The following is a 19413-nucleotide window of genomic DNA, read 5'->3' on the forward strand; positions in this document are numbered from 1 at the left end:
AGCGGCGAAGGTGCACCGCTCCGGTTGCTGGAGGCGCCCGGCCCTGAAGAGAAAGGAGGCGGAGCCGGGCGGCGGGAGATCAGTAACCGAGGCCCTTCTTGGCTTCGTAGACCTTCATCGGGTCATCCTTGGCTGTATAGAGCTTGGATTCGGTCTGGATCCACTTCGGCGGGGCCTTCTTGTCCTTCAGGTAGGCGTTGAGGGCTTCGAAGGCAGGGCCGGCCATGTTCGGCGTCAACTCAACCGTCGCATTGGCTTCGCCCTTGGCCATGGCCTGGAAGATATCCGGCACGGCGTCGATCGAGACGATCTTGATGTCGGTGCCGGGCTTCAGGCCGGCTTCCTTGATCGCCTGGATGGCGCCGACCGCCATGTCGTCGTTATGGGCGTAGACAGCGCAGATATCCTTGCCGCCGCCTTCAGCCTTGATGAAGCTTTCCATGACTTCCTTGCCCTTGGTGCGGGTGAAGTCACCGGTCTGCGAGCGGGCGATCTTGATGTTGGAGTGTCCGGCGATCGCCTGTTCAAAGCCCTTCTTGCGGTTGATGGCAGGCGAGGAGCCCGTGGTGCCCTGAAGTTCCATGACCTTGCAGTTCTTGGAGCCGATTTCCTTGACCAGCCAGTCGCCGGCAACCTTGCCTTCGAACACCTGGTCGGAGGTGACGGCCGTCAGGTAGAGGTCCTTCGGCGATTCGATGTCGCGGTCGAGCAGGATGACCGGGATCTTTTCTTCCTTGGCTTCCTTGAGAACCGCATCCCAGCCGGTGGCGACGACCGGTGCGATGAAGATCGCGTCGACCTTCTGGGCGATGAAGCCGCGGATCGCCTTGATCTGGTTTTCCTGCTTCTGCTGTGCGTCGGCGAATTTCAGGGTGACGCCGCGCTTTTCGGCTTCCTGCTTGGTGACCGTGGTTTCGGCGGCACGCCAGCCGGATTCCGAACCGATCTGCGAGAAGCCGACGGTCAGGGATGCGGCTGAAACACCGGATGCCAGGGACAGGGTAAGGGCGGCTGCAGCTGCCGCGAGAGCTCTTTTCATCTTAAATCCTCCCAGAGATGAGAAAGCGAACTGACGGCTGAAAGGAATGGCATATAATATTACTTTTTCAAGCGCTAATTTCAAAGAAGTTGCGAGAAATGTGCCTCTCGCCCGTCTGCACGCCAAACAATCGATTGAATCCTTGTGATAAAGGTAGTTTTTTAGAAACCTGCGGATTGCCAAAAGAGTGTTTTCTTATCCTTGACAAGGCCGATGCCAATCCAATAGTCGTATTAATGACTGCATCGGACCAAACGGTTCTGATGGGGGGAGTGGCATGGCGACAGGAGACGCCGTGTCGGTATTGGAAGCATTTGGGTGACGAAATCGATGTTGCGGGTTCTTCAGGTCGTGGATGGCGCTGGTGCGTCGATTGTTGTGGCATGGGATGGCGAAGGTGCCGCCCGTGCGGTCAAGGGCGTTTCGTCCACCTATGATCTCGCCATGCAGGCCATTGCCGCCGGCCAGACCCTGGCTGAGCGGATCGATGCCGCCGGCCTCGGCGACAGCATCGACCTCGAAAAGGCCGCGGCCGAGGGGCGTCTTGCCCTGCCGATCGCGCACCCGGATCCGGCGCATTTCGTCGTCGCCGGCACGGGATTGACCCATCTCGGCTCGGCCGACGGTCGCGACAAGATGCACAAGGCGGCGCAGGCTGCCGAAAAGCCGACCGATTCCATGCGCATGTTCCTTATGGGTGTCGAAGGCGGCAAGCCGAAACCCGGCGAAGTCGGCGTGCAGCCGGAATGGTTCTATAAAGGCAATGGCTCGCAGCTTCGCGCCACCGGCAGCGATCTCGTTTCGCCTGCCTTCGCGCTCGATGGCGGCGAAGAGCCGGAACTGGCGGCGATCTATCTGATCGGACCGGACGGCACGCCGTTCCGCGTCGGCTTCTGTCTCGCCAACGAGTTTTCCGATCATGTGACCGAGAAGGGCAACTATCTCTGGCTCGCCCATTCGAAGCTGCGCCAGGCGGCACTCGGCGCCGAACTTATCGTCGGCGACCTGCCGCAGCATGTGGAAGGCACTTCGCGCGTGCGGCGTGGCGACAAGGTGATCTTCGAAAAGCCTTTCCTGTCCGGCGAAGCGAACATGTCGCACACCATCGCCAACCTAGAACATCATAATTTCAAGTACGACGTCTTCCGCCAGCCGGGCGATCTGCACGTGCATTTCTTCGGTACGGCGACGCTGTCGTTCTCTGATGACATAAAGACGGAAGCGGGCGACGTGTTCGAGATTTCAGCCGCTCCCTTCAAACTGCCGCTCGTCAACCGGCTCGCCGTCGCGGCGGCTGAGCCCGTGACGATCAAGAAGCTCTGAGAAATGTCCATGGCTCCCATTCGTGTCGCCATCGTCGGGCTTGGAAAGATCGCCAGAGACCAGCATCTCGGCGCGATCGAAGCGACCGACGGCATCGAACTCGTCGCTGTCGCCAGCCGCCACGCCAAGCTCGATCAGATCGCCTGTTTTCATGAGATCGGCGATCTGCTCGCCTCCGACGTCAAGTTCGATGCGGTCTCTCTCTGTACGCCGCCGGTGGGGCGCTTCGAGCAGGCGAAGGCCGCGCTCGATGCGGGCAAGCATGTGATGCTCGAAAAGCCGCCGGGTGCGACGCTTTCGGAAGTCTATGCACTGGAAAAGCTCGCCAAGGCGAAGGGCGTTTCGCTGTTTTCGACCTGGCATTCGCGGGCGGCGGCTGCCGTCGAGCCGGCGCGGGGGCTGCTCGCAAAGCGGAAGATCCGCAGCGTAGCGGTCGAGTGGAAGGAAGATGTCCGTCATTGGCATCCGGGCCAGGCCTGGATCTGGGAGCCGGGCGGGCTCGGCGTCTTCGACCCCGGCATCAATGCGCTGTCGATCGTCACCCGCATCATGCCCGAGAGTTTTCATCTGACCCGTTCGGAACTGACCTTCCCGGCCAACCGGGCGGCGCCGATTGCCGCGAGCCTTTCGTTCGAAACGGATGGCGGCATTCCTGTCTCAGCCGAGTTCGACTGGCGCCAGACCGGCCCGCAGACCTGGGATATCCGGGTCGAGACCGACGAGGGCCCGATCGTCCTGACCCATGGCGGCAGCCGCCTTTTCGTCGATGGCGAAAGCGTGATCGTCGAGGAAGACCGGGAATACCGCAATCTCTATCGTGATTTCGTGACGCTTGTGACCGAGGGTCGCAGCGATACCGATTTCTCGCCGCTGGTGCATGTCGCCGATGCCTTTATGCTGGGCCGGCGCATTCAAACAGATGAATTTGAGGACTGATGATGACCAATTCCGAAAACGTAACCTCGAACGAGATCGCCGAAACCGACAATCGTCGCCAGGAGGTCCGAAAGCTTCGTTCGCGTGCATGGTTCGACAATCCTTCGAACGTCGACATGACGGCGCTTTATCTCGAGCGTTACATGAATTTCGGTCTCAGCCAGGCTGAACTGCAGTCCGACCGACCGATCATCGGCATCGCCCAGACGGGTTCGGACCTTTCGCCGTGCAACCGTCATCATCTCGAACTGGCGCATCGCCTGCGCGAGGGCATCCGCGAGGCGGGCGGCATTGCGATCGAATTCCCGGTTCACCCCATTCAGGAGACGGGCAAGCGCCCGACTGCCGGCCTCGACCGTAACCTCGCCTATCTCGGCCTCGTCGAAGTGCTTTACGGCTACCCGCTCGACGGCGTCGTGCTGACGATCGGCTGCGACAAGACCACGCCGGCCTGTCTCATGGCCGCAGCCACCGTCAACATCCCGTCGATCGCTCTCTCGGTCGGCCCGATGCTGAATGGCTGGTTCCGCGGCGAGCGCACCGGTTCCGGCACGATCGTCTGGAAGGCCCGCGAACTGCTCGCAAAGGGCGAGATCGACTATGCGGGCTTCGTGAAGCTCGTCGCCTCTTCCGCGCCCTCCACCGGCTATTGCAACACGATGGGCACGGCGACGACCATGAACTCGCTCGCCGAAGCGCTCGGCATGCAGCTTCCCGGTTCGGCAGCCATCCCGGCTCCCTATCGCGACCGGCAGGAGGTCTCCTATTTGACCGGCCTTCGCATCGTCGAGATGGTCAGGGAAGACCTGAAGCCCTCCGACATCCTGACCAAGGAAGCTTTCGTCAACGCCATCCGCGTCAATTCGGCGATCGGCGGCTCGACCAATGCGCCGATCCATCTGAACGCGCTCGCCCGGCATATCGGCGTCGAACTGACGGTCGACGACTGGCAGGCTTACGGCGAGGAAGTGCCGCTGCTCGTCAACCTGCAGCCGGCCGGCGAATATCTCGGTGAGGACTATTATCATGCCGGCGGTGTTCCGGCCGTCGTCAACCAGCTGATGACCCAGGGCCTCATCCATGAGGACGCCATGACGGTCAACGGCAAGACGATCGGCGAAAATTGCGGCGGCGCGATCATCGAGGACGAAAAGGTCATCCGCCGTTATGACGAGCCTCTGAAGCCGGCTGCCGGTTTCCGCGTATTGCGCGGCAATCTGTTCTCGTCGGCGATCATGAAGACCAGCGTCATCTCGCCGGAATTCCGCCAGCGTTATCTTTCCAATCCGAACGATCCGGAGGCCTTCGAGGGCAGGGCGGTCGTGTTCGACGGGCCGGAGGATTATCATCACCGGATCGACGATCCGTCGCTCGAGATCGACGCGCATACGATCCTGTTCATGCGCGGCGCCGGCCCGATCGGTTATCCGGGGGCTGCCGAGGTCGTCAATATGCGCGCGCCGGACTATCTGCTGAAACAGGGCATCTCGTCGCTCGCCTGCATCGGCGACGGCCGCCAGTCGGGAACGTCCGGCAGCCCGTCGATCCTCAATGCCTCGCCGGAAGCGGCGGCCGGCGGTGGCCTGGCCATTCTGCGGACCGGCGACCGCGTGCGCATCGACGTCGGTCGCGGCACGGCGGACATCCTGATCTCCGACGAGGAGATGGCGGAGCGCCGCAAGGCCCTGGAGGCCGACGGCGGGTATCATTATCCGGAGCACCAGACGCCGTGGCAGGAAATCCAGCGCCACTATGTCGGCCAGCTGGAAACCGGCGCGGTGCTGGAGCCGGCCGTCAAATACCAGCGGATTGCCCAGACCAACGGCATTCCCCGCGACAACCACTGACCGGTTTTCGGTCCCCAGGGCGGCGGGAGGCCGCCCCAGACAAGATTGGCGGCTCGAAGGGAGCCGCTCCAAAGGAGGAGTAATCCATGCGAATGTTCAAATATCTCGCGACCGCAGCCATGCTGGCTGGTCTGGCCATCGCGGCTCCGGCCGGGGCCCAGGAAAAGGGCCTCGTCGGCGTCGCCATGCCGACCAAGTCTTCGGCGCGCTGGATCGCCGATGGCGACAACATGGTCAAGGTTCTGAAGGAACGCGGCTACAAGACCGATCTTCAGTACGCCGAAGACGATATCCCGAACCAGCTCGCGCAGATCGAAAACATGATCACCAAGGGCGCCAAGGTTCTGGTCATCGCCTCGATCGACGGCACGACGCTTTCCGACGTGCTGAAGCAGGCGCACGACCAGGGCATCAAGGTTATCGCCTATGACCGCCTGATCCGCGACACGCCTAACGTCGACTACTACGCCACCTTCGACAACTTCCAGGTCGGCGTGCAGCAGGCGACCTCGCTGGTGAAGGGCCTCAAGGCCGACACCGAAAAGGGCCCGTTCAACATCGAGCTCTTCGGCGGTTCGCCGGACGACAACAACGCCTTCTTCTTCTACAACGGTGCGATGAGCGTTCTGCAGCCGCTGATCGACAAGAAGGTTCTGGTTGTCGGCAGCGGTCAGGTCGGCATGGACAAGGTCGCGACGCTCCGCTGGGATCCGGCAACGGCCCAGGCCCGCATGGACGCGATCCTGTCCTCCACCTATTCCGGCAAGAAGCTGAACGGCGTGCTTTCGCCCTATGACGGTCTCTCGATCGGCATCCTCTCCTCCGTGAAGGGCGTTGGCTACGGCTCCGGCGACATGCCGATGCCGATCGTCACCGGCCAGGACGCAGAAGTCCCGTCCGTCAAGTCGATCATCGCCGGAGAGCAGTATTCGACGATCTTCAAGGACACCCGTGACCTCGCCAAGGTGACCGTCGACATGGTCGATGCTGCGATGAGCGGCAAGGAACCAACCGTCAACGACACCAAGACCTACGACAACGGCAAGAAGGTCGTTCCGTCCTACCTCCTGAAGCCGGTCGTGGTCGACAAGTCCAACTGGAAGCAGGTTCTGGTCGACGGCGGTTACTACAAGGAATCGCAGGTTAAGTAAGCCTTTTAATCCGCGCGGTGGTATTCTGCCGCGCGGACCCTTTTTTGTTTCGGAGTGATCATGCTCGATCCCGTTCCGCTTGTCGAAAAGCCACCCATTCTCGAGATGCGGGGGATTTCGAAAAGCTTTGGCGCCGTGAAGGCGCTTTCTGATGTCAGCTTCGCCGTTCAGGAAGGCGAGATTCACGCGCTTGTCGGCGAAAACGGCGCTGGCAAATCGACGCTGATGAAGGTCCTTTCCGGCGTTTATCCGCACGGCTCCTACGAGGGGTCGATCCTGTTTGCGGGTGAAGAACGCCATTTTCGCGACATCAACGATTCCGAAAAGCTCGGCATCATCATCATTCACCAGGAACTGGCGCTCATTCCGCTGATGTCGATCGCGGAAAACATCTTCCTGACCAATCCGCCGGCACATCGCGGGGTGATCGACCGGAGCGAGCGGCATAGGCGCACCCAGGCCTTGCTTGCAAAGGTGGGGCTGACCGAACAACCGGACACGCTGATCACCAATATCGGCGTCGGCAAGCAGCAGCTGGTCGAAATCGCCAAGGCGCTGTCAAAAGACGTGCGGCTGCTGATCCTCGACGAGCCGACGGCTTCGCTTAACGAGACGGACAGCGCCGCGCTTCTGGAACTCCTCAAGGAATTCCGCCGCCACGGCATTACCTCCATCATGATCAGCCACAAGCTGAACGAGATCACCGAAATCGCCGATCGCATTACTGTTTTGCGCGATGGCCGTACCGTCGGCACCATGGATTGCCACGCCGGCCCGGTCGACGAGGACGAGATCGTGCGCCGCATGGTCGATCGCGATCTCGATAGCCGCTATCCGAAGCGCGATCCGAAGATCGGCGACGTGATCTTCGAGGTCGAGAACTGGTCCGCCTACCATCCGATGCATTCCGACCGGCAGGTCGTCAAGAACGTCTCGCTCAAGGTGCGGGCCGGCGAGATCGTCGGTATTTCCGGATTGATGGGCGCCGGGCGCACCGAATTCGCCATGAGCCTGTTCGGCCGGTCCTGGGGACGCCACGTCACCGGCACCGCCAGGCTGCACGGCAAGGAACTCGACCTTTCCGATGTCCACAAGGCGATCAAGGCCGGCCTTGCCTATGTGACGGAAGACCGCAAACAGCTCGGCCTCATCCTGCCGGAAGATATCCGCAAGAACGTTTCGCTCGCCCATCTCGGCGGCGTTTCCTCTCGCGGTGTCATCGATGACATCGCCGAGATGAAGGTGGCGCAGGAATTCCGCAGCCGGATGCGCATCCGAAGCCACAACGTCTACCAGGAAACCGGCAAGCTTTCGGGCGGCAACCAGCAGAAAGTGGTATTGTCGAAATGGCTGTTCACCGGTCCTGACGTGCTCATTCTCGATGAGCCGACGCGCGGTATCGATGTCGGTGCGAAATACGAAATTTACACGATCATCAACGAACTCGCCGATGCCGGCAAGGCGGTGATCGTGATCTCGTCGGAAATGCCCGAGCTGATCGGCATTTGCGACCGTATCGTGGTCATGCACGAAGGTGCGTTTGTCGGCGAAGTGGCCGGCGAGGAAGCCACGCAGGAAAATATCATGCGCGCCATCATGCGGCGCAAAGGGAGAGAATAATGAGTACTCCGCAGGAAACGATATCGGCGCCTCAGAGCGTGGGCGGTTTTCTGAAGGACAATCTGCGCGATTTCGGCATGCTGATCTCGCTGGTCGTGATCGTCATCTTCTTCCAGATCGCCACCGACGGCGTTCTCCTGAAGCCGCTCAACGTCACCAACATCGTGCTGCAGAACTCCTATATCGTCATCATGGCGCTCGGCATGCTGATGGTGATCGTCACCGGCCATATCGACCTGTCGGTTGGGTCGGTTGCGGGCTTCATCGGCGGTTTTGCCGGGTTGCTGATGGTCCAGTGGGGTATCAATTTCGCTGTCGTCATCCTTATCAGCCTTGCCGTCGGCGGCCTGATCGGGGCGATTCAGGGCTATTTCGTCGCCTATTTCAAGATACCGTCCTTCATCGTCACGCTGGCGGGCATGCTGGTCTTCCGCGGTCTGATGATCGCCATCCTCGGCAGCCAGGCGATCGGGCCTTTCCCGACGATCTTCCAGAAGCTTTCGTCGGGTTATGTCGTCGAGCTGATCTCGTCAGCCGGCGGCCTCTACATCACCTCGTTCCTGCTCGGGCTGGTGCTGGCGGTCATCCTCATCGTGCAGAATTTCGCAAGCCGCAAGCGGCGCGTTTCGCATGGCGTCGAGACCGAGCCGTTCGGCTTCTTCGTTGCCAAGAACCTGCTGATCCTCGCCGGCGTCGGCTACATCGCCTTCCTGATCTCGTCGCATCGCGGCATGCCGAACGTGCTGATCATCATGGCGGTGCTGATCGCCGCCTATAGCTTCCTGACCACCCGCACGATCATCGGCAGGCAGATCTATGCGGTCGGCGGCAACGCCCGCGCAGCCGAGCTTTCCGGCATCAAGACGACCCGGCTGGTGTTCTTCACCTTCGTCAACATGGGAGTGCTTGCCGCTCTCGGCGGGCTTGTCGTCGCGGCACGTCTCAACAGCGCCACGCCGAAGGCCGGCACCGGGTTCGAGCTCGACGTCATCGCGGCCTGCTTCATCGGCGGCGCCTCCGCCTATGGCGGCGTCGGCAAGGTGACGGGCGCGGTCATCGGGGCGTTCCTGATGGGCGTGATGAACAACGGCATGTCGATCCTCGGCATCGGCATCGATTACCAGCAGGTCATCAAGGGCCTGGTCCTGCTCGGCGCCGTCTGCGTCGACGTCTACAACCAGCGGCGCTGAGGCGCCGTTTTCCCTTCAGGATTGCCCAAGAAACTCGAAAGCCCGGATGCGTCAGACGCCTCCGGGCTTTTTTGTTTCTGGCTGGTGACTGCGTCGCCTTCAGGGCGAAGGAGCGGGCGGGTCGAAAACCGGCCTCACGTCGCAGATTCGGTCACGGCCTCTTCGATGACATCTTCCGGGATGTCGTCGAAGGACGAGTAGTTGAGGTTGTAGAGCTTCGAATAGAGCTTTTCATTCCTCATCAGCTCGCGGTGATTGCCGCTTTCGATCAGCTCGCCGTTCTGAAGCACGATGATGCGGTCGGCCTCGCGGATGGTGGCGAGGCGATGGGCGATGACGAGGCCGGTGCGGCCTTCGAGCAGCTTTACCAGCGCCTTCTGGATCAGCATTTCGGTATAGCTGTCGATATTGGCGGTCGCCTCGTCGAGCACCAGGATTTTCGCGTCGGCCACCAGCGCCCGGGCAAAGCTCAGGAGCTGGCGCTGGCCGAGCGAGAGATTGCCGCCGCGTTGGCCGAGAATGCTCTCGTAACCGTCCGGCATGCGCATGATGAAATCATGGGCGCCGACCGCCTTGGCGGCCTCGACCACCTGTTCGCGGGTCGCATCCGTCTTGTGGTAGCGGATGTTCTCGAACACCGTGCCGGTGAACAGGAACGGCTCCTGCAGCACCATGGCGATCTGCCGGCCGAGCGATTCCTGCGTCAGGTCGCGCACGTCGTGACCGCCGACCAGGACCTGGCCCTGCTGCGCGTCGTAGAAGCGGTGGATCAGCGACATGCAGCTCGACTTGCCGGAGCCCGTCGGGCCGACCAGCGCCACCGTTTCTCCCGGGTTCACCTTGAAGCTCACATGCTTCAGGACCGGGTGCTTGGGATTGTAGCCGAAGACCACGTCCTTGAACTCGACCGAGCCATCCATCTCCGCCGACAGGATTTTCGCATTCGGCGCATCCTTGATGTCGACCGGCACGTCCAGCACTTCGGTCAGGCGCTGGCCCGACGCCATGGCGCGCTGCATCACCGAATATTGCAGCGTTAACGACCGGATCGGGTCGAAGAAGCGCTGGATGTAGAACAGGAAAGCGACCATGACGCCGACGTCGAGCGCCTGGTTGAGCACGCGGGCGCCGCCGACCACGACCACCAGCGCCATCGCAAGGCCGGTGAGCGAATCGACGATCGGCACCATGACCTGGGCGTATTTGGCCGCGTTCAGATGGGTGTTGAGATTGGCGCGGGCCTTGTCGTCATAGAGCATGAAGTTGACGCTCTGGCGGTCCATGCTCTGGACGGCGCGCACGCCGTGGATGGCTTCGGCAAGCGCACCGTTGGCGATCGAATTGGTCTCATGCGCGGCCATGAAGGATTTTCGCGCGCGCGGCAGCCAGAAGAGGCGCACGACGAAGAGGACGGGGAGCGCGCAGAGCGTCAGCAGGCCGAGCTTGAAGTCGAGCGTCAGCATGACGAAAACGATGCCGAACAAAAGCGTGATATCGCCGACCGACAGAACCGAGGTTTCCAGGAATTCCTGCATGGAATTGACGTCGCCCTGCAGGCGCGACATCAGCCGCCCGACCTCCGTCTTGTCCATCCAGGAGAGCGAGACGCGCTGCAGATGGGTGAACATCGCCTTGCGGATATCGAAGAGCACGTCCTCGGCGACGCCGCCGACTAGGGTTTCCTGGGCATAGCTGGCGGCGAAATTGATGAGGATTGCGACCAGGAAGGCGGCCATCGACCACATCAGCACGGATTGGTTGTCGCTGCCGGGCTGCATGCCGTGGTCGATCGCATAACGGATGATCAGCGGAATGAGGAGCTGCATCGCCGTGAAACAGAGCACGGCCAGCACCGCCCAATAGATCTTGGTGCGATAGGGACGCACGAAGGCCCAGATGCGCTTGACGATATTCTTGTCGAAGACCTTGCCGAAGATTTCCTCTTCGATGCGATGCGACCCGACCACCGCGCGGGGCGGGCGCCTGCCGTCTTCGCGAACGTCGGAGCGTTCGGTTTCCAGTTCCTCGGCCATAAATCCTCCCTCAGGCGCTGAGCGCGTCGTCGCCCGGACGTACCTGCAGATCGTAAAGCGCCTTGTAGCGGCCGCCCAGCGCAAGCAGCTCGTCATGCGTTCCACTTTCGACGATGCGGCCCTCTTCCATGAACAGGATGCGGTCCGCATGCATCAGCGAGCTCAGCCGGTGGGCGACGATGATCGTCACCCGGTCGGCAGCGTATCTGCGCATGGCACTGCGGATGCGCTGCTCGGTGCCGGCGTCGATCGCTGCCGTCGAATCGTCGAACACCATCACGGCGGGGCGCAGCATCAGCGCGCGGGCGATCGACAGCCGCTGCCGCTGGCCGCCGGAGAGCGATACGCCGCGTTCGCCGACGATGGTGCCGTAACCGGTCGGCAGGCCGAGCACGTAGTTATGGAGCTGGGCGCTCTCGCTGGCCCGCTCGATGCGGCCCTCTTTCGCCCAGGGGTCGCCATAGGCGATGTTGTTCTCGATGGTCGTCGTGAACAGGAAACTGTCCTGCTGGACCACGGCGACCGACCGGCGCAGCGATTGCAGCGTCGCGCGGCGGATATCCTGACCGTCGATGGTGATCCTGCCGCCCGTCACATCGTAGAAACGCGGGATGAGGTGGGCCATGGTGGACTTGCCGCTGCCGGGCGGGCCGACGATGCCGATCGTCTCGCCGCGCTTCGCCTCGAAGGATACACCGGTCAGGACCTGGTGTTTCTCGGCATTCGGATAAGCGAAATCGACATTCTCGAACCGCAGCGTGCCGTCCGTGACCTTCAGTTCCTTGGCGCCCTTCTCGTCCTTGATGGCGATATCGAGGTCGAGCAGTTCGAACAGGCGTGCGCCGCAGGTGGAGGCGCGAGCGAAGGCGTTGACCATCAGGCCAAGCTGGCGCACTGGCATCTGTAGGATGGTCATGAAGGTGAGGAAAGAGGTGAGCGTGCCGACGGTCATCTCGCCCGCCATCACCTTGTTTCCGCCGACCCAGAGAACGAGGCCCATGGCGGCGAAGAAGGAGAGCGTCATGGCGCTGGTATTGGCGACCCGGATGCCGACGCGCTGGTGGGCCAGCGTGACTGCGCTCTTCGATGCCGTCTCGAACTTGTCGAGCTCGTGGTCCTGGGCGGCGAAGGCGCGCACGACGCGGATACCGCCGAGGTTTTCCTCCATGACGCGGGTGAGAACCGAGAGCCGTTCCTGCAGGTCGAGCCAGGTGGCGCGCAGCCGAAGCTGAGTCACCGACGACCGCCAGCCGACGAAGGGCACGAAGCTCAAGGCCAGCAGGCCGAGCACCATGTCGGTCGAGAGCAGCAGATAGGCGCCGAAGCCGATCAGCACGGTCAGGAGGACCATGCGCACCAGTGCCGTCGAAAAATACATGCGCACGCCTTCGAGATCGAGAAGCCCGACCGTGATCAGGTCGCCCGAATGCATGCTGTCATGGAAGCTGAAGGAAAGCCGCTGGATCTTCTCGTAACAGGCGAGCCTGAGGCGATAGCCCATATGATGGCCGACGGCTTCGCTGTAATAGTTCTGGAACAGGGTGAAGATGCCGCGCAGGACGCTGGCGCCGAGCAAGAGCAGGGCGGTCGTCAGCAGCGCGTCCTGCGCCGCCTGGCCGGCATCGCCGCCGGTCAGCGCCACCTGGGTGTGATCGACCGCTTGCCCAAGCAGCCGCGGGATCATCAGCTGGAACGCGGAGGCGATCAGGGTCGCGCCGATCGCGAAGCTCGATTGCCACGGATGACGGAAGGCCATGACGGTGATGCGGGTCAGTATAGAGAAGCCCTTGCCCCAACCTGCCGCATTCACCAGCGCCAACGAAGCCGACGGCTTCGCGACGCGAACTGTTGCATCGCTGCTCACGGATCTATTCCAAAAATGAATCACAGGGCCGGATAAAATTATCCGGGAAGACGGCCAATATGAGATGAAGATTCGGACCGGGATCTAGCCTGCATACTGACGCTGATCAGTCAATCGAATTGGGCCGAAAACCGGAAGCCCGGTGGTGATTTTTTGATCTGTGTGGCGCCTGAATTTTGAGCATGGGAGCTTTCGGTATTCCAATGCCTGAGCGGTGCGGACAAGGGAGTGAAAAGCTCGCCGGCCGATCTTTTTGAAACACCATCGGGAGGTTTCCACGGGTTCTTTTCAGCCTCGCATATCGCTAGGTGAAGTCCGGGCTGATATCGTTGCGCCATGTTCAGTATAAAAAGGTTCGACATTCGCATGACAAGTGGCCTGCATCACATCACCGCCATCACCCGGAAGATCCAGGCGAATGTCGATTTCTACGCGGGTTTTCTCGGCCTCAGACTCGTCAAGCGGACCGCCGGTTTCGAGGATGCCCGCCAGCTTCACCTGTTCTACGGAGACGGGGCGGCGACGCCGGGCTCGCTGGTCACTTTCCTTGCCTGGGAAGACGGCTCGCTCGGGCGCGTCGGGCACGGCGCGCCGAGCGAGATCAGCTTTGCGATTGCGCCGGAGGCCATCGGTTTCTGGCTGACGCGGGCGCTGCAGTTCAACGTCAAGCTTGCCGGCCCCGCCCAGGAATTCGGCGAAACGGTGCTGCGGCTGACCGACCCGGACGGCATCATCGTCAAGCTCGTCGGCGTCGAGGAGACGACGCCCTGGGTCTGGTGGAGCGGTGGCGGTATCGCGGAGGCAGATGCCATCCGAAAGCTCCACGGTGCGACGATCCTTTCCGAAAAGCCGGAGCAGACGGCGCAATTCCTGACACGCCACATGGGGCTCAGGCCCGGGCCGAAGGAAGGCGGTATCCAGCGGCTGGTGTCGGATGCGCAGGATTTTATCGACGTCCGCGATGCGGGCGGTTTCTGGACCGCGGCGCCCGGCACCGGCACGATCGACCACATCGCCCTTCGCGCCGTTGACCGGCCCCAGGTCGAGGCCGTGCATGCGGGATTTCTGGCGGAAGACGCCGGCGAGATGAACATGCACGACCGCCACTATTTCTACTCGCTTTATGTCCGCGAACCGTCAGGCACGCTGATCGAGCTTGCGACAGACGGGCCCGGTTTCACGGCCGACGAGCCGCTTGAAACGCTCGGGTCAGAACTGTTCATTCCGGCGCATTTCAAGGAGGACCATGATGTCCTGCGGGTCATGCTGCCACAGTTCGGCCTTCCGGGCGAAGAGCGCATCACCTATCGCGACCTGCCTTTCGTGCACCGCATCCACATGCCGGAGAGCTGGGACGGGTCGACGCTGGTTCTGCTGCACGGCACCGGCGGCAACGAAACCACCATGTTGCCTTTCGGACGCAAGGCTGCGCCCAATTCGATGCTGATCGGGGTGCGCGGGCGCTCATTGGACGAGGGGCATCCACGGTATTTCCGCCGCTTCACGGAGACGACCTTCGACCAGAAGGAAATCGCGTCCGAAGCGGAGGCCTTCGTCGCCTTCGTGGAGGATCTCGCCCCCGCCTATGGCATCGATCCGGCGCGGACGGCCTTTGCCGGCTGGTCCAACGGCGGCAACATGATCGGCGCGGTGATGCAGCTTCATCCGGGCGTGATCCGCAAAGCGGTTCTGCTGCGGTCGATGAACTGCCTGGAAGCCCGGCCCGCCGTCGATCTTTCCGGCACCCGGGTCCTGTCGCTCAGCGCGACCGACGATTTTTACGGGGTGCTGGCTGAGGAAATCGAAGAACGGCTTCGCACCGCAGGCGCGGAACTCACCGCCAGAACGCTCGACACCAATCACGGCATCGGCGCCGAGGACGAGATGATCGCCCATGACTGGCTGATCGAAAGAGGTTTCTGATCAATCGCCGTAATGCAGCGCGATCGCATCGACGGCGGCAGATATGTCCGCTTTGAACCCCCGTCTTCGGAGCGCCATGCCATAGGCCGTCAGATTGCCGAGCACGATATCGAAGCGGGCACGCTGGCCGGTATGGTTCAGCCGGATCAGCCGCTCGGCGCCAGGCCCGACGCCGGCGGAAAGCTCGATGCCCTGAGGCGCGACGGAAAGCAGCGCGGCCGGATCGGCTCCGGCTGGAAGTCTGGCGGTCGTGACCAGGTTCGAGCCGTGCAGGGCGCCGATCCAGGGTTCGCCACCCATGGCAGCGAGCGCTGCACGGGTCGCGCGGGCGGCGCGGACATGCCGGGCGACGATCGCATCCACGCCTTCCGCCTCGACTCGATCGAGGGCTGATTCGAGCGCGAAAAATTCGAGTGGCGCGGTGGTGCCGGAGAGCGCGCCGCGACCGGTTTCAAGCCAGATCTTCTGGTCGAGAAGCGACAGGATCGAATCCCTTGGGCCGCCGTTTGCCGAAATCAGCCTCCAGGCCGCGGGGCTGACCGTGAGCGCCGAAAGCCCGGCCGGTCCGGCAAGTGCCTTCTGCGGTCCGATGATTGCGATGTCGATGCCGAGTTCATCGATGTTCAGTGCATGGCCGCCGACCGAAGCGACCGCGTCCACCACGGTGACGATGCCGCGCGACCGGGCCAGCGCGACGATCTCCTCCAGCGGATTGCGGATGCCGCTTGCCGATTCCGCGTGGACGAGCGCCAGGACCTCGATATCCGGATGTGCATCGAGCGCCGCCTCGACCGCTTCGAGCGCGATCGGGCGGGCTGGTTCCGCTGCGAGATCGATTACCTCGGCGCCGCCGCGCCGGAGCCAGGCGCCGAACCATCCGCCATAGATGCTGGTCACGATGTTGATTGCCTTCAGGCCGGGACGGGCGAGGCTGAGTGCCGCCGCCTCCAGCGCGACGACAGCCTCCGCCTGGATCAGCAGCACGTCGTTGCGGGTCTTCAGGATCTTGCCGATCCGGTCGGCGAGCGTGGCATAACGCGCGGTCGGGAAGGGCGGCACATCGTTCAGCGGGTTCCAGCGGTCAAACGTCACGGCATGGTCCTTCCGTCGGTTCGGTGACGAGGCGCGGTACGGCATGGATCAAGGCCATTGCCGCAGGCGATTGCGGGTTTTCGATCACCTGCCGCATCGGCCCGGTCTCGGTGAGCCGTCCGGCATCCATGACGGCAATCCGGTGCGAGACGGCGCGCAGGACGGCAAGATCGTGCGAGACGAACAGATAGCTGATGCCACGCTCTTCCTGCAGCTCGACCAGCAGTTCGAGTATCTTGCCGCGGATCGAGACGTCCAGAGCCGACACCGCCTCGTCGAGCACGATCAGCGACGGTTTTGTGGCGATGGCGCGGGCAATTGCGATGCGCTGCCGCTGGCCACCGGAAACCTCGCGGATCGACCGGTCCGCATAGCTGGCGGGCAGGCCGACGCGATCGAGGAGTGCCGCGATTTCCTTGGGACGCTCTGCCTTCGGCACGATGGCGTGGATGCGAAGCGGATCGTCGAGCACCGAAGCGACCGTGGCGCGCGGATTGAAAGCGCCGAGCACGTCCTGAAACACCATCTGCATCCTCGCCCGGCGGCGCCGCAGGTCGGCGCCGGAAAGGGCCAGCCAGTCCTCGTCCTCGAAACGGATCGAACCGGCATCGGCCGGCAACAGCCGCATCAGGATGCGGGCGAGGGTGGATTTTCCGCTTCCCGAGGCGCCGACAAGCCCAAGCGTCTCGCCCGGCTTGAGCGTCAGCGAAACGTCATCCACGGCCGCGACCCGGCGACCGCCCGATGAAAAACGCTTCGAGAGGTTTCTTATCGCGAGCAGGGTCACAATCCGGCCTCCCGGATGAGCGGAGGCGTCGTGAGATCGCGATGGCTGGCGATCAGCGTTTTCGTATATGCCTCCGTGGGCGACGCAAGGACAGCGCCGGTCGGGCCGGTTTCGACAAGCCTGCCATCCTTGAAGATCGCCACCCGGTCCGCAAAGCCCGAAGCGAGCGCGATGTCGTGGGTGATGAAGATGAGGGTCATGCCGGCTTCGCGGACCAGTTCGTCGAGCAGCGAAACGATCTGCGCCTGCACGACCATGTCGAGCGCGCTGGTCGCCTCGTCGGCGATCAGGATGCCGGGTTGTGCGGCAAGCGCCGCCGCGATGGCAACGCGCTGCCGCTGGCCGCCGGAAAGCTGATGCGGAAAGGCGTTCATCGCCTTGTCCGGCTGAGGAATATGCACGCGCTCCAGCATTTTTAACGCGTGCGCATGAGCCTCTTTCCACGAGAGGCCGAGATGCCGGCGAGCGCCCTCTGCCACCTGTTCGCCGACCGTGAGGACAGGGTTGAGGCTCGCGGATGGATCCTGGAAAACGAAACCGAGGTCGCGGCCGGGAGCGGGCGCTTGCCCGGAGGACCAGCGCATCTCGCCCGAAAGCTTGGTACCGGGCGGCAAAAGTCCGGCGATGCCGCGGGCCAGCGTGCTTTTTCCCGATCCGCTTTCGCCGATGATCGCCAGCCGCTCGCCGGTGACGATATCGAGCTCTATCCGGTCCAGCGCCGGCACCGCCTGGCCGCGATAGGTGACCGATAGGTCGCGGATCTCGCAAAGTCGGTTCACGGCTCCAGCCTCCGCCCGGCAAGCGCCTTGGTCAGGCCTTCGCTGAACAGGTAGACACCGACGACGGTCACGACCAGCGCTATGCCCGGAAAAATCGACAGCGACGGCGAGGAGCGCAGGATGTTGCGGCCCTCGGCGATCATCGATCCCCAGGTGACGACATTCGGATCGCCAAGGCCGAGGAAGGAAAGGGCTGCTTCGGTGAGGATCGCCGCCGCGACGATGATGGCCGATAGCGCCAGAACCGGCGGCAGGGCGTTGGGCAGGATTTCGCGCAACGCGATCTCGGCGGGGTGCATGCCGATCACCCTCGCCGAGGCGACGTAATCCCGCTCGCGGATCGAAAGCACCTGCGCCCGCGTCAGGCGCGCCGGATCGGCCCAGGCGCCGAGCGCGATCGCCAGCACCACGACCGGCACGGAAGCGCCGATGACGCTGACGAAGGCGAGCGCCAGAAGGAAGCTCGGGACAATCTGGAAGGCATCGACGACACGCATCAGCCCCTCGTCGACCAGCCCGCCGGCAAAACCGGCCGTCAGGCCGACGCAGAGGCCGATGGCGATTGCCGCAAGCGCCGCCGCAAGGCCGACGGCCAGCGATGTGCGGGTTCCATGCAGGATGCCGGCCAGCACGTCGCGGCCGAGCCGGTCGGTTCCGAGCGGGAAGGCGGGGTCGGCAAAGGGCGGCAGCAGCGCCCGGCCGGCGATGCGCAGCGGATCGCCCGGCGACAGCACCGGCGCGAACAACGCGACGAGCACCAGGGCCGCGAGGATGGCGAGCCCGATCGCCCCTTCGGGCGTGCGGACGAGATGCCGAACGAGCCTCATGCGCGCCCTCTCATGTGCCGCGCTCCGAGGCACCGACGCGCGGGTCGAGGGCAGCGTAAACGAGGTCGATGATCAGGTTGACGCAGATCACCAGAACGGCGCTGACGACGATGATGCCCATCAGCAGCGGCGCGTCGCGGCCGCCGACAGCCTCCTGCGCCAGCCGGCCGAAACCGGGAATGGCAAAGATGCTTTCGACGACGACGCTGCCGCCGAGCATGGCGGCCGATTGCAGGCCGAGCATGGTGACAAGCGGCAGAAGCGCGTTGCGCGCCACATGGCGCAGCACGACGCGGAAACGGGACAAGCCCTTGGAGCGGGCAAACAGCACGAAATCCAGTGTCCAAACCTCCGCCATGCCCGAACGCATCACCCGCAGGAATAGCGCCATGTAGATCAGCGCAAGTGCGGCGACCGGCAGGACGAGATGCCTTGCTATATCCATGGCGCGTGCAAGACCCGTTTTGCCCGAGGCGATGGTCTCGATGCCGGAGGTCGGCAGCCAGCGAAGCTGCACCGCAAAGATGATGCTGAGCACCAGGCCGAGCCAGAAGCTCGGTATCGCGTAGAGGATGAGGGAACCGGTCGAAAGTACTCTGTCTCTTACGCTTTCAGGCTTTGATCCGGCGACGATGCCGAGCGCCGAACCGAACCCGAAGGAAAGCGCGGTGGCGCTGCCCATCAGGAGCAACGTATTCGGAAGGCGTTCCAGAACGAGGTCGAGGACGGGCCTTCCGAAGGCGACCGACCAGCCGAGATCGAACCTCGCCAGCGACGAGACATACAGCCACAGCCGGGCAAACATCGACTGGTCGAGGCCGTAAGCCTGACGCAGCGACTGGGCGACCGTCGCATCTCCGCCGCCGATCGACAGGAGATAGGCGTCGACCGCATCGCCGGAGGCGGATTCGAGCAGGAGGAAGGTCAGGACAACGACGATCAGCAGCACCGGAATGCTGCTGATCGCGCGACGTCTGATCAATCGAATGGCTCGGTTCACGC

15 protein-coding genes are annotated in these 19413 nt (G+C 62.9%); 7 read left to right on the forward strand and 8 right to left on the reverse strand.

What is annotated here, in order from left to right; translation table 11 throughout:
* Positions 1 to 79 precede the first annotated feature (79 nt).
* A complete protein-coding gene (ytfQ, locus tag J2X76_RS16940) occupies positions 80 to 1039 on the reverse strand; it encodes a galactofuranose ABC transporter, galactofuranose-binding protein YtfQ (RefSeq protein WP_113284695.1) in 960 nt (319 codons plus the stop codon).
* 330 nt (positions 1040 to 1369) lie between these two features.
* Here ytfQ and araD1 point away from each other — a divergent pair, with 330 nt between their 5' ends.
* The 6 genes from araD1 to mmsB all read left to right on the forward strand — a co-directional run bounded on the left by araD1 (position 1370) and on the right by mmsB (position 9106).
* Positions 1370 to 2362 (forward strand): AraD1 family protein, encoded by a 993-nt coding sequence (gene araD1, locus J2X76_RS16945; RefSeq protein WP_310218876.1) that lies wholly within the window; start codon positions 1370 to 1372, stop codon positions 2360 to 2362.
* Positions 2363 to 2365: 3 nt separating this feature from the next.
* The gene (locus J2X76_RS16950) at positions 2366 to 3298 is read left to right on the forward strand and encodes a Gfo/Idh/MocA family oxidoreductase (RefSeq protein ID WP_310218316.1); all 933 of its coding nucleotides are present in this window, start codon (positions 2366 to 2368) and stop codon (positions 3296 to 3298) included.
* A 2-nt stretch (positions 3299 to 3300) separates the two neighbouring features.
* Positions 3301 to 5145, forward strand: a complete 1845-nt coding sequence (locus tag J2X76_RS16955; RefSeq protein ID WP_310218318.1) for an IlvD/Edd family dehydratase — start codon at positions 3301 to 3303, stop codon at positions 5143 to 5145.
* A 119-nt stretch (positions 5146 to 5264) separates the two neighbouring features.
* On the forward strand, positions 5265 to 6296 hold the full coding sequence (chvE, locus tag J2X76_RS16960) for a multiple monosaccharide ABC transporter substrate-binding protein (protein ID WP_310218877.1): 1032 nt from the start codon (positions 5265 to 5267) through the stop codon (positions 6294 to 6296).
* 60 nt (positions 6297 to 6356) lie between these two features.
* Entirely contained in the window at positions 6357 to 7916 is a 1560-nt protein-coding gene (gene mmsA / locus J2X76_RS16965; protein WP_113127151.1) for a multiple monosaccharide ABC transporter ATP-binding protein, read from the forward strand.
* Complete coding sequence (gene mmsB / locus J2X76_RS16970; protein WP_113127150.1) at positions 7916 to 9106, forward strand: multiple monosaccharide ABC transporter permease; 1191 nt, start codon at positions 7916 to 7918, stop codon at positions 9104 to 9106. The genes mmsA and mmsB overlap by 1 nt, the downstream gene beginning before the upstream one ends.
* Positions 9107 to 9240: 134 nt before the next feature.
* Here mmsB and J2X76_RS16975 read toward each other — a convergent pair whose 3' ends face one another.
* The gene (locus J2X76_RS16975; RefSeq protein ID WP_310218322.1) at positions 9241 to 11139 is read right to left on the reverse strand and encodes an ABC transporter ATP-binding protein; all 1899 of its coding nucleotides are present in this window, start codon (positions 11137 to 11139) and stop codon (positions 9241 to 9243) included.
* 10 nt (positions 11140 to 11149) lie between these two features.
* Positions 11150 to 13003: an ABC transporter ATP-binding protein gene (locus tag J2X76_RS16980; RefSeq protein ID WP_310218324.1), complete on the reverse strand. Its 1854-nt coding sequence runs from the start codon at positions 13001 to 13003 to the stop codon at positions 11150 to 11152.
* A 366-nt stretch (positions 13004 to 13369) separates the two neighbouring features.
* Between J2X76_RS16980 and J2X76_RS16985 the strand changes: the two genes are divergently transcribed.
* Entirely contained in the window at positions 13370 to 14926 is a 1557-nt protein-coding gene (locus J2X76_RS16985; RefSeq protein WP_310218326.1) for a VOC family protein, read from the forward strand.
* On the opposite strand, the gene J2X76_RS16990 is transcribed toward J2X76_RS16985, so the two are convergent.
* The 5 genes from J2X76_RS16990 to J2X76_RS17010 are packed head-to-tail and all read right to left on the reverse strand — an operon-like array spanning position 14927 to position 19411.
* Positions 14927 to 16018, reverse strand: coding sequence for an aminotransferase class V-fold PLP-dependent enzyme (locus tag J2X76_RS16990; RefSeq protein WP_310218328.1), 1092 nt, complete (start codon positions 16016 to 16018; stop codon positions 14927 to 14929).
* Positions 16008 to 16808 (reverse strand): ATP-binding cassette domain-containing protein, encoded by an 801-nt coding sequence (locus J2X76_RS16995; protein ID WP_310218879.1) that lies wholly within the window; start codon positions 16806 to 16808, stop codon positions 16008 to 16010. Before J2X76_RS16995 ends, J2X76_RS16990 begins: the two co-directional genes overlap by 11 nt.
* Positions 16802 to 17584 carry an ABC transporter ATP-binding protein gene (locus J2X76_RS17000; RefSeq protein WP_310218330.1) on the reverse strand — a complete coding sequence of 261 codons (783 nt, stop codon included), beginning with the start codon at positions 17582 to 17584 and terminating at the stop codon, positions 16802 to 16804. Before J2X76_RS17000 ends, J2X76_RS16995 begins: the two co-directional genes overlap by 7 nt.
* Positions 17581 to 18411, reverse strand: coding sequence for an ABC transporter permease (locus J2X76_RS17005; protein ID WP_113127145.1), 831 nt, complete (start codon positions 18409 to 18411; stop codon positions 17581 to 17583). Before J2X76_RS17005 ends, J2X76_RS17000 begins: the two co-directional genes overlap by 4 nt.
* Before the next feature lie 10 nt (positions 18412 to 18421).
* Entirely contained in the window at positions 18422 to 19411 is a 990-nt protein-coding gene (locus tag J2X76_RS17010) for an ABC transporter permease (protein WP_310218332.1), read from the reverse strand.
* Positions 19412 to 19413 lie beyond the last annotated feature (2 nt).

It is taken from the genome of Neorhizobium sp. 2083, assembly GCF_031455615.1.
GTDB lineage: Bacteria > Pseudomonadota > Alphaproteobacteria > Rhizobiales > Rhizobiaceae > Neorhizobium.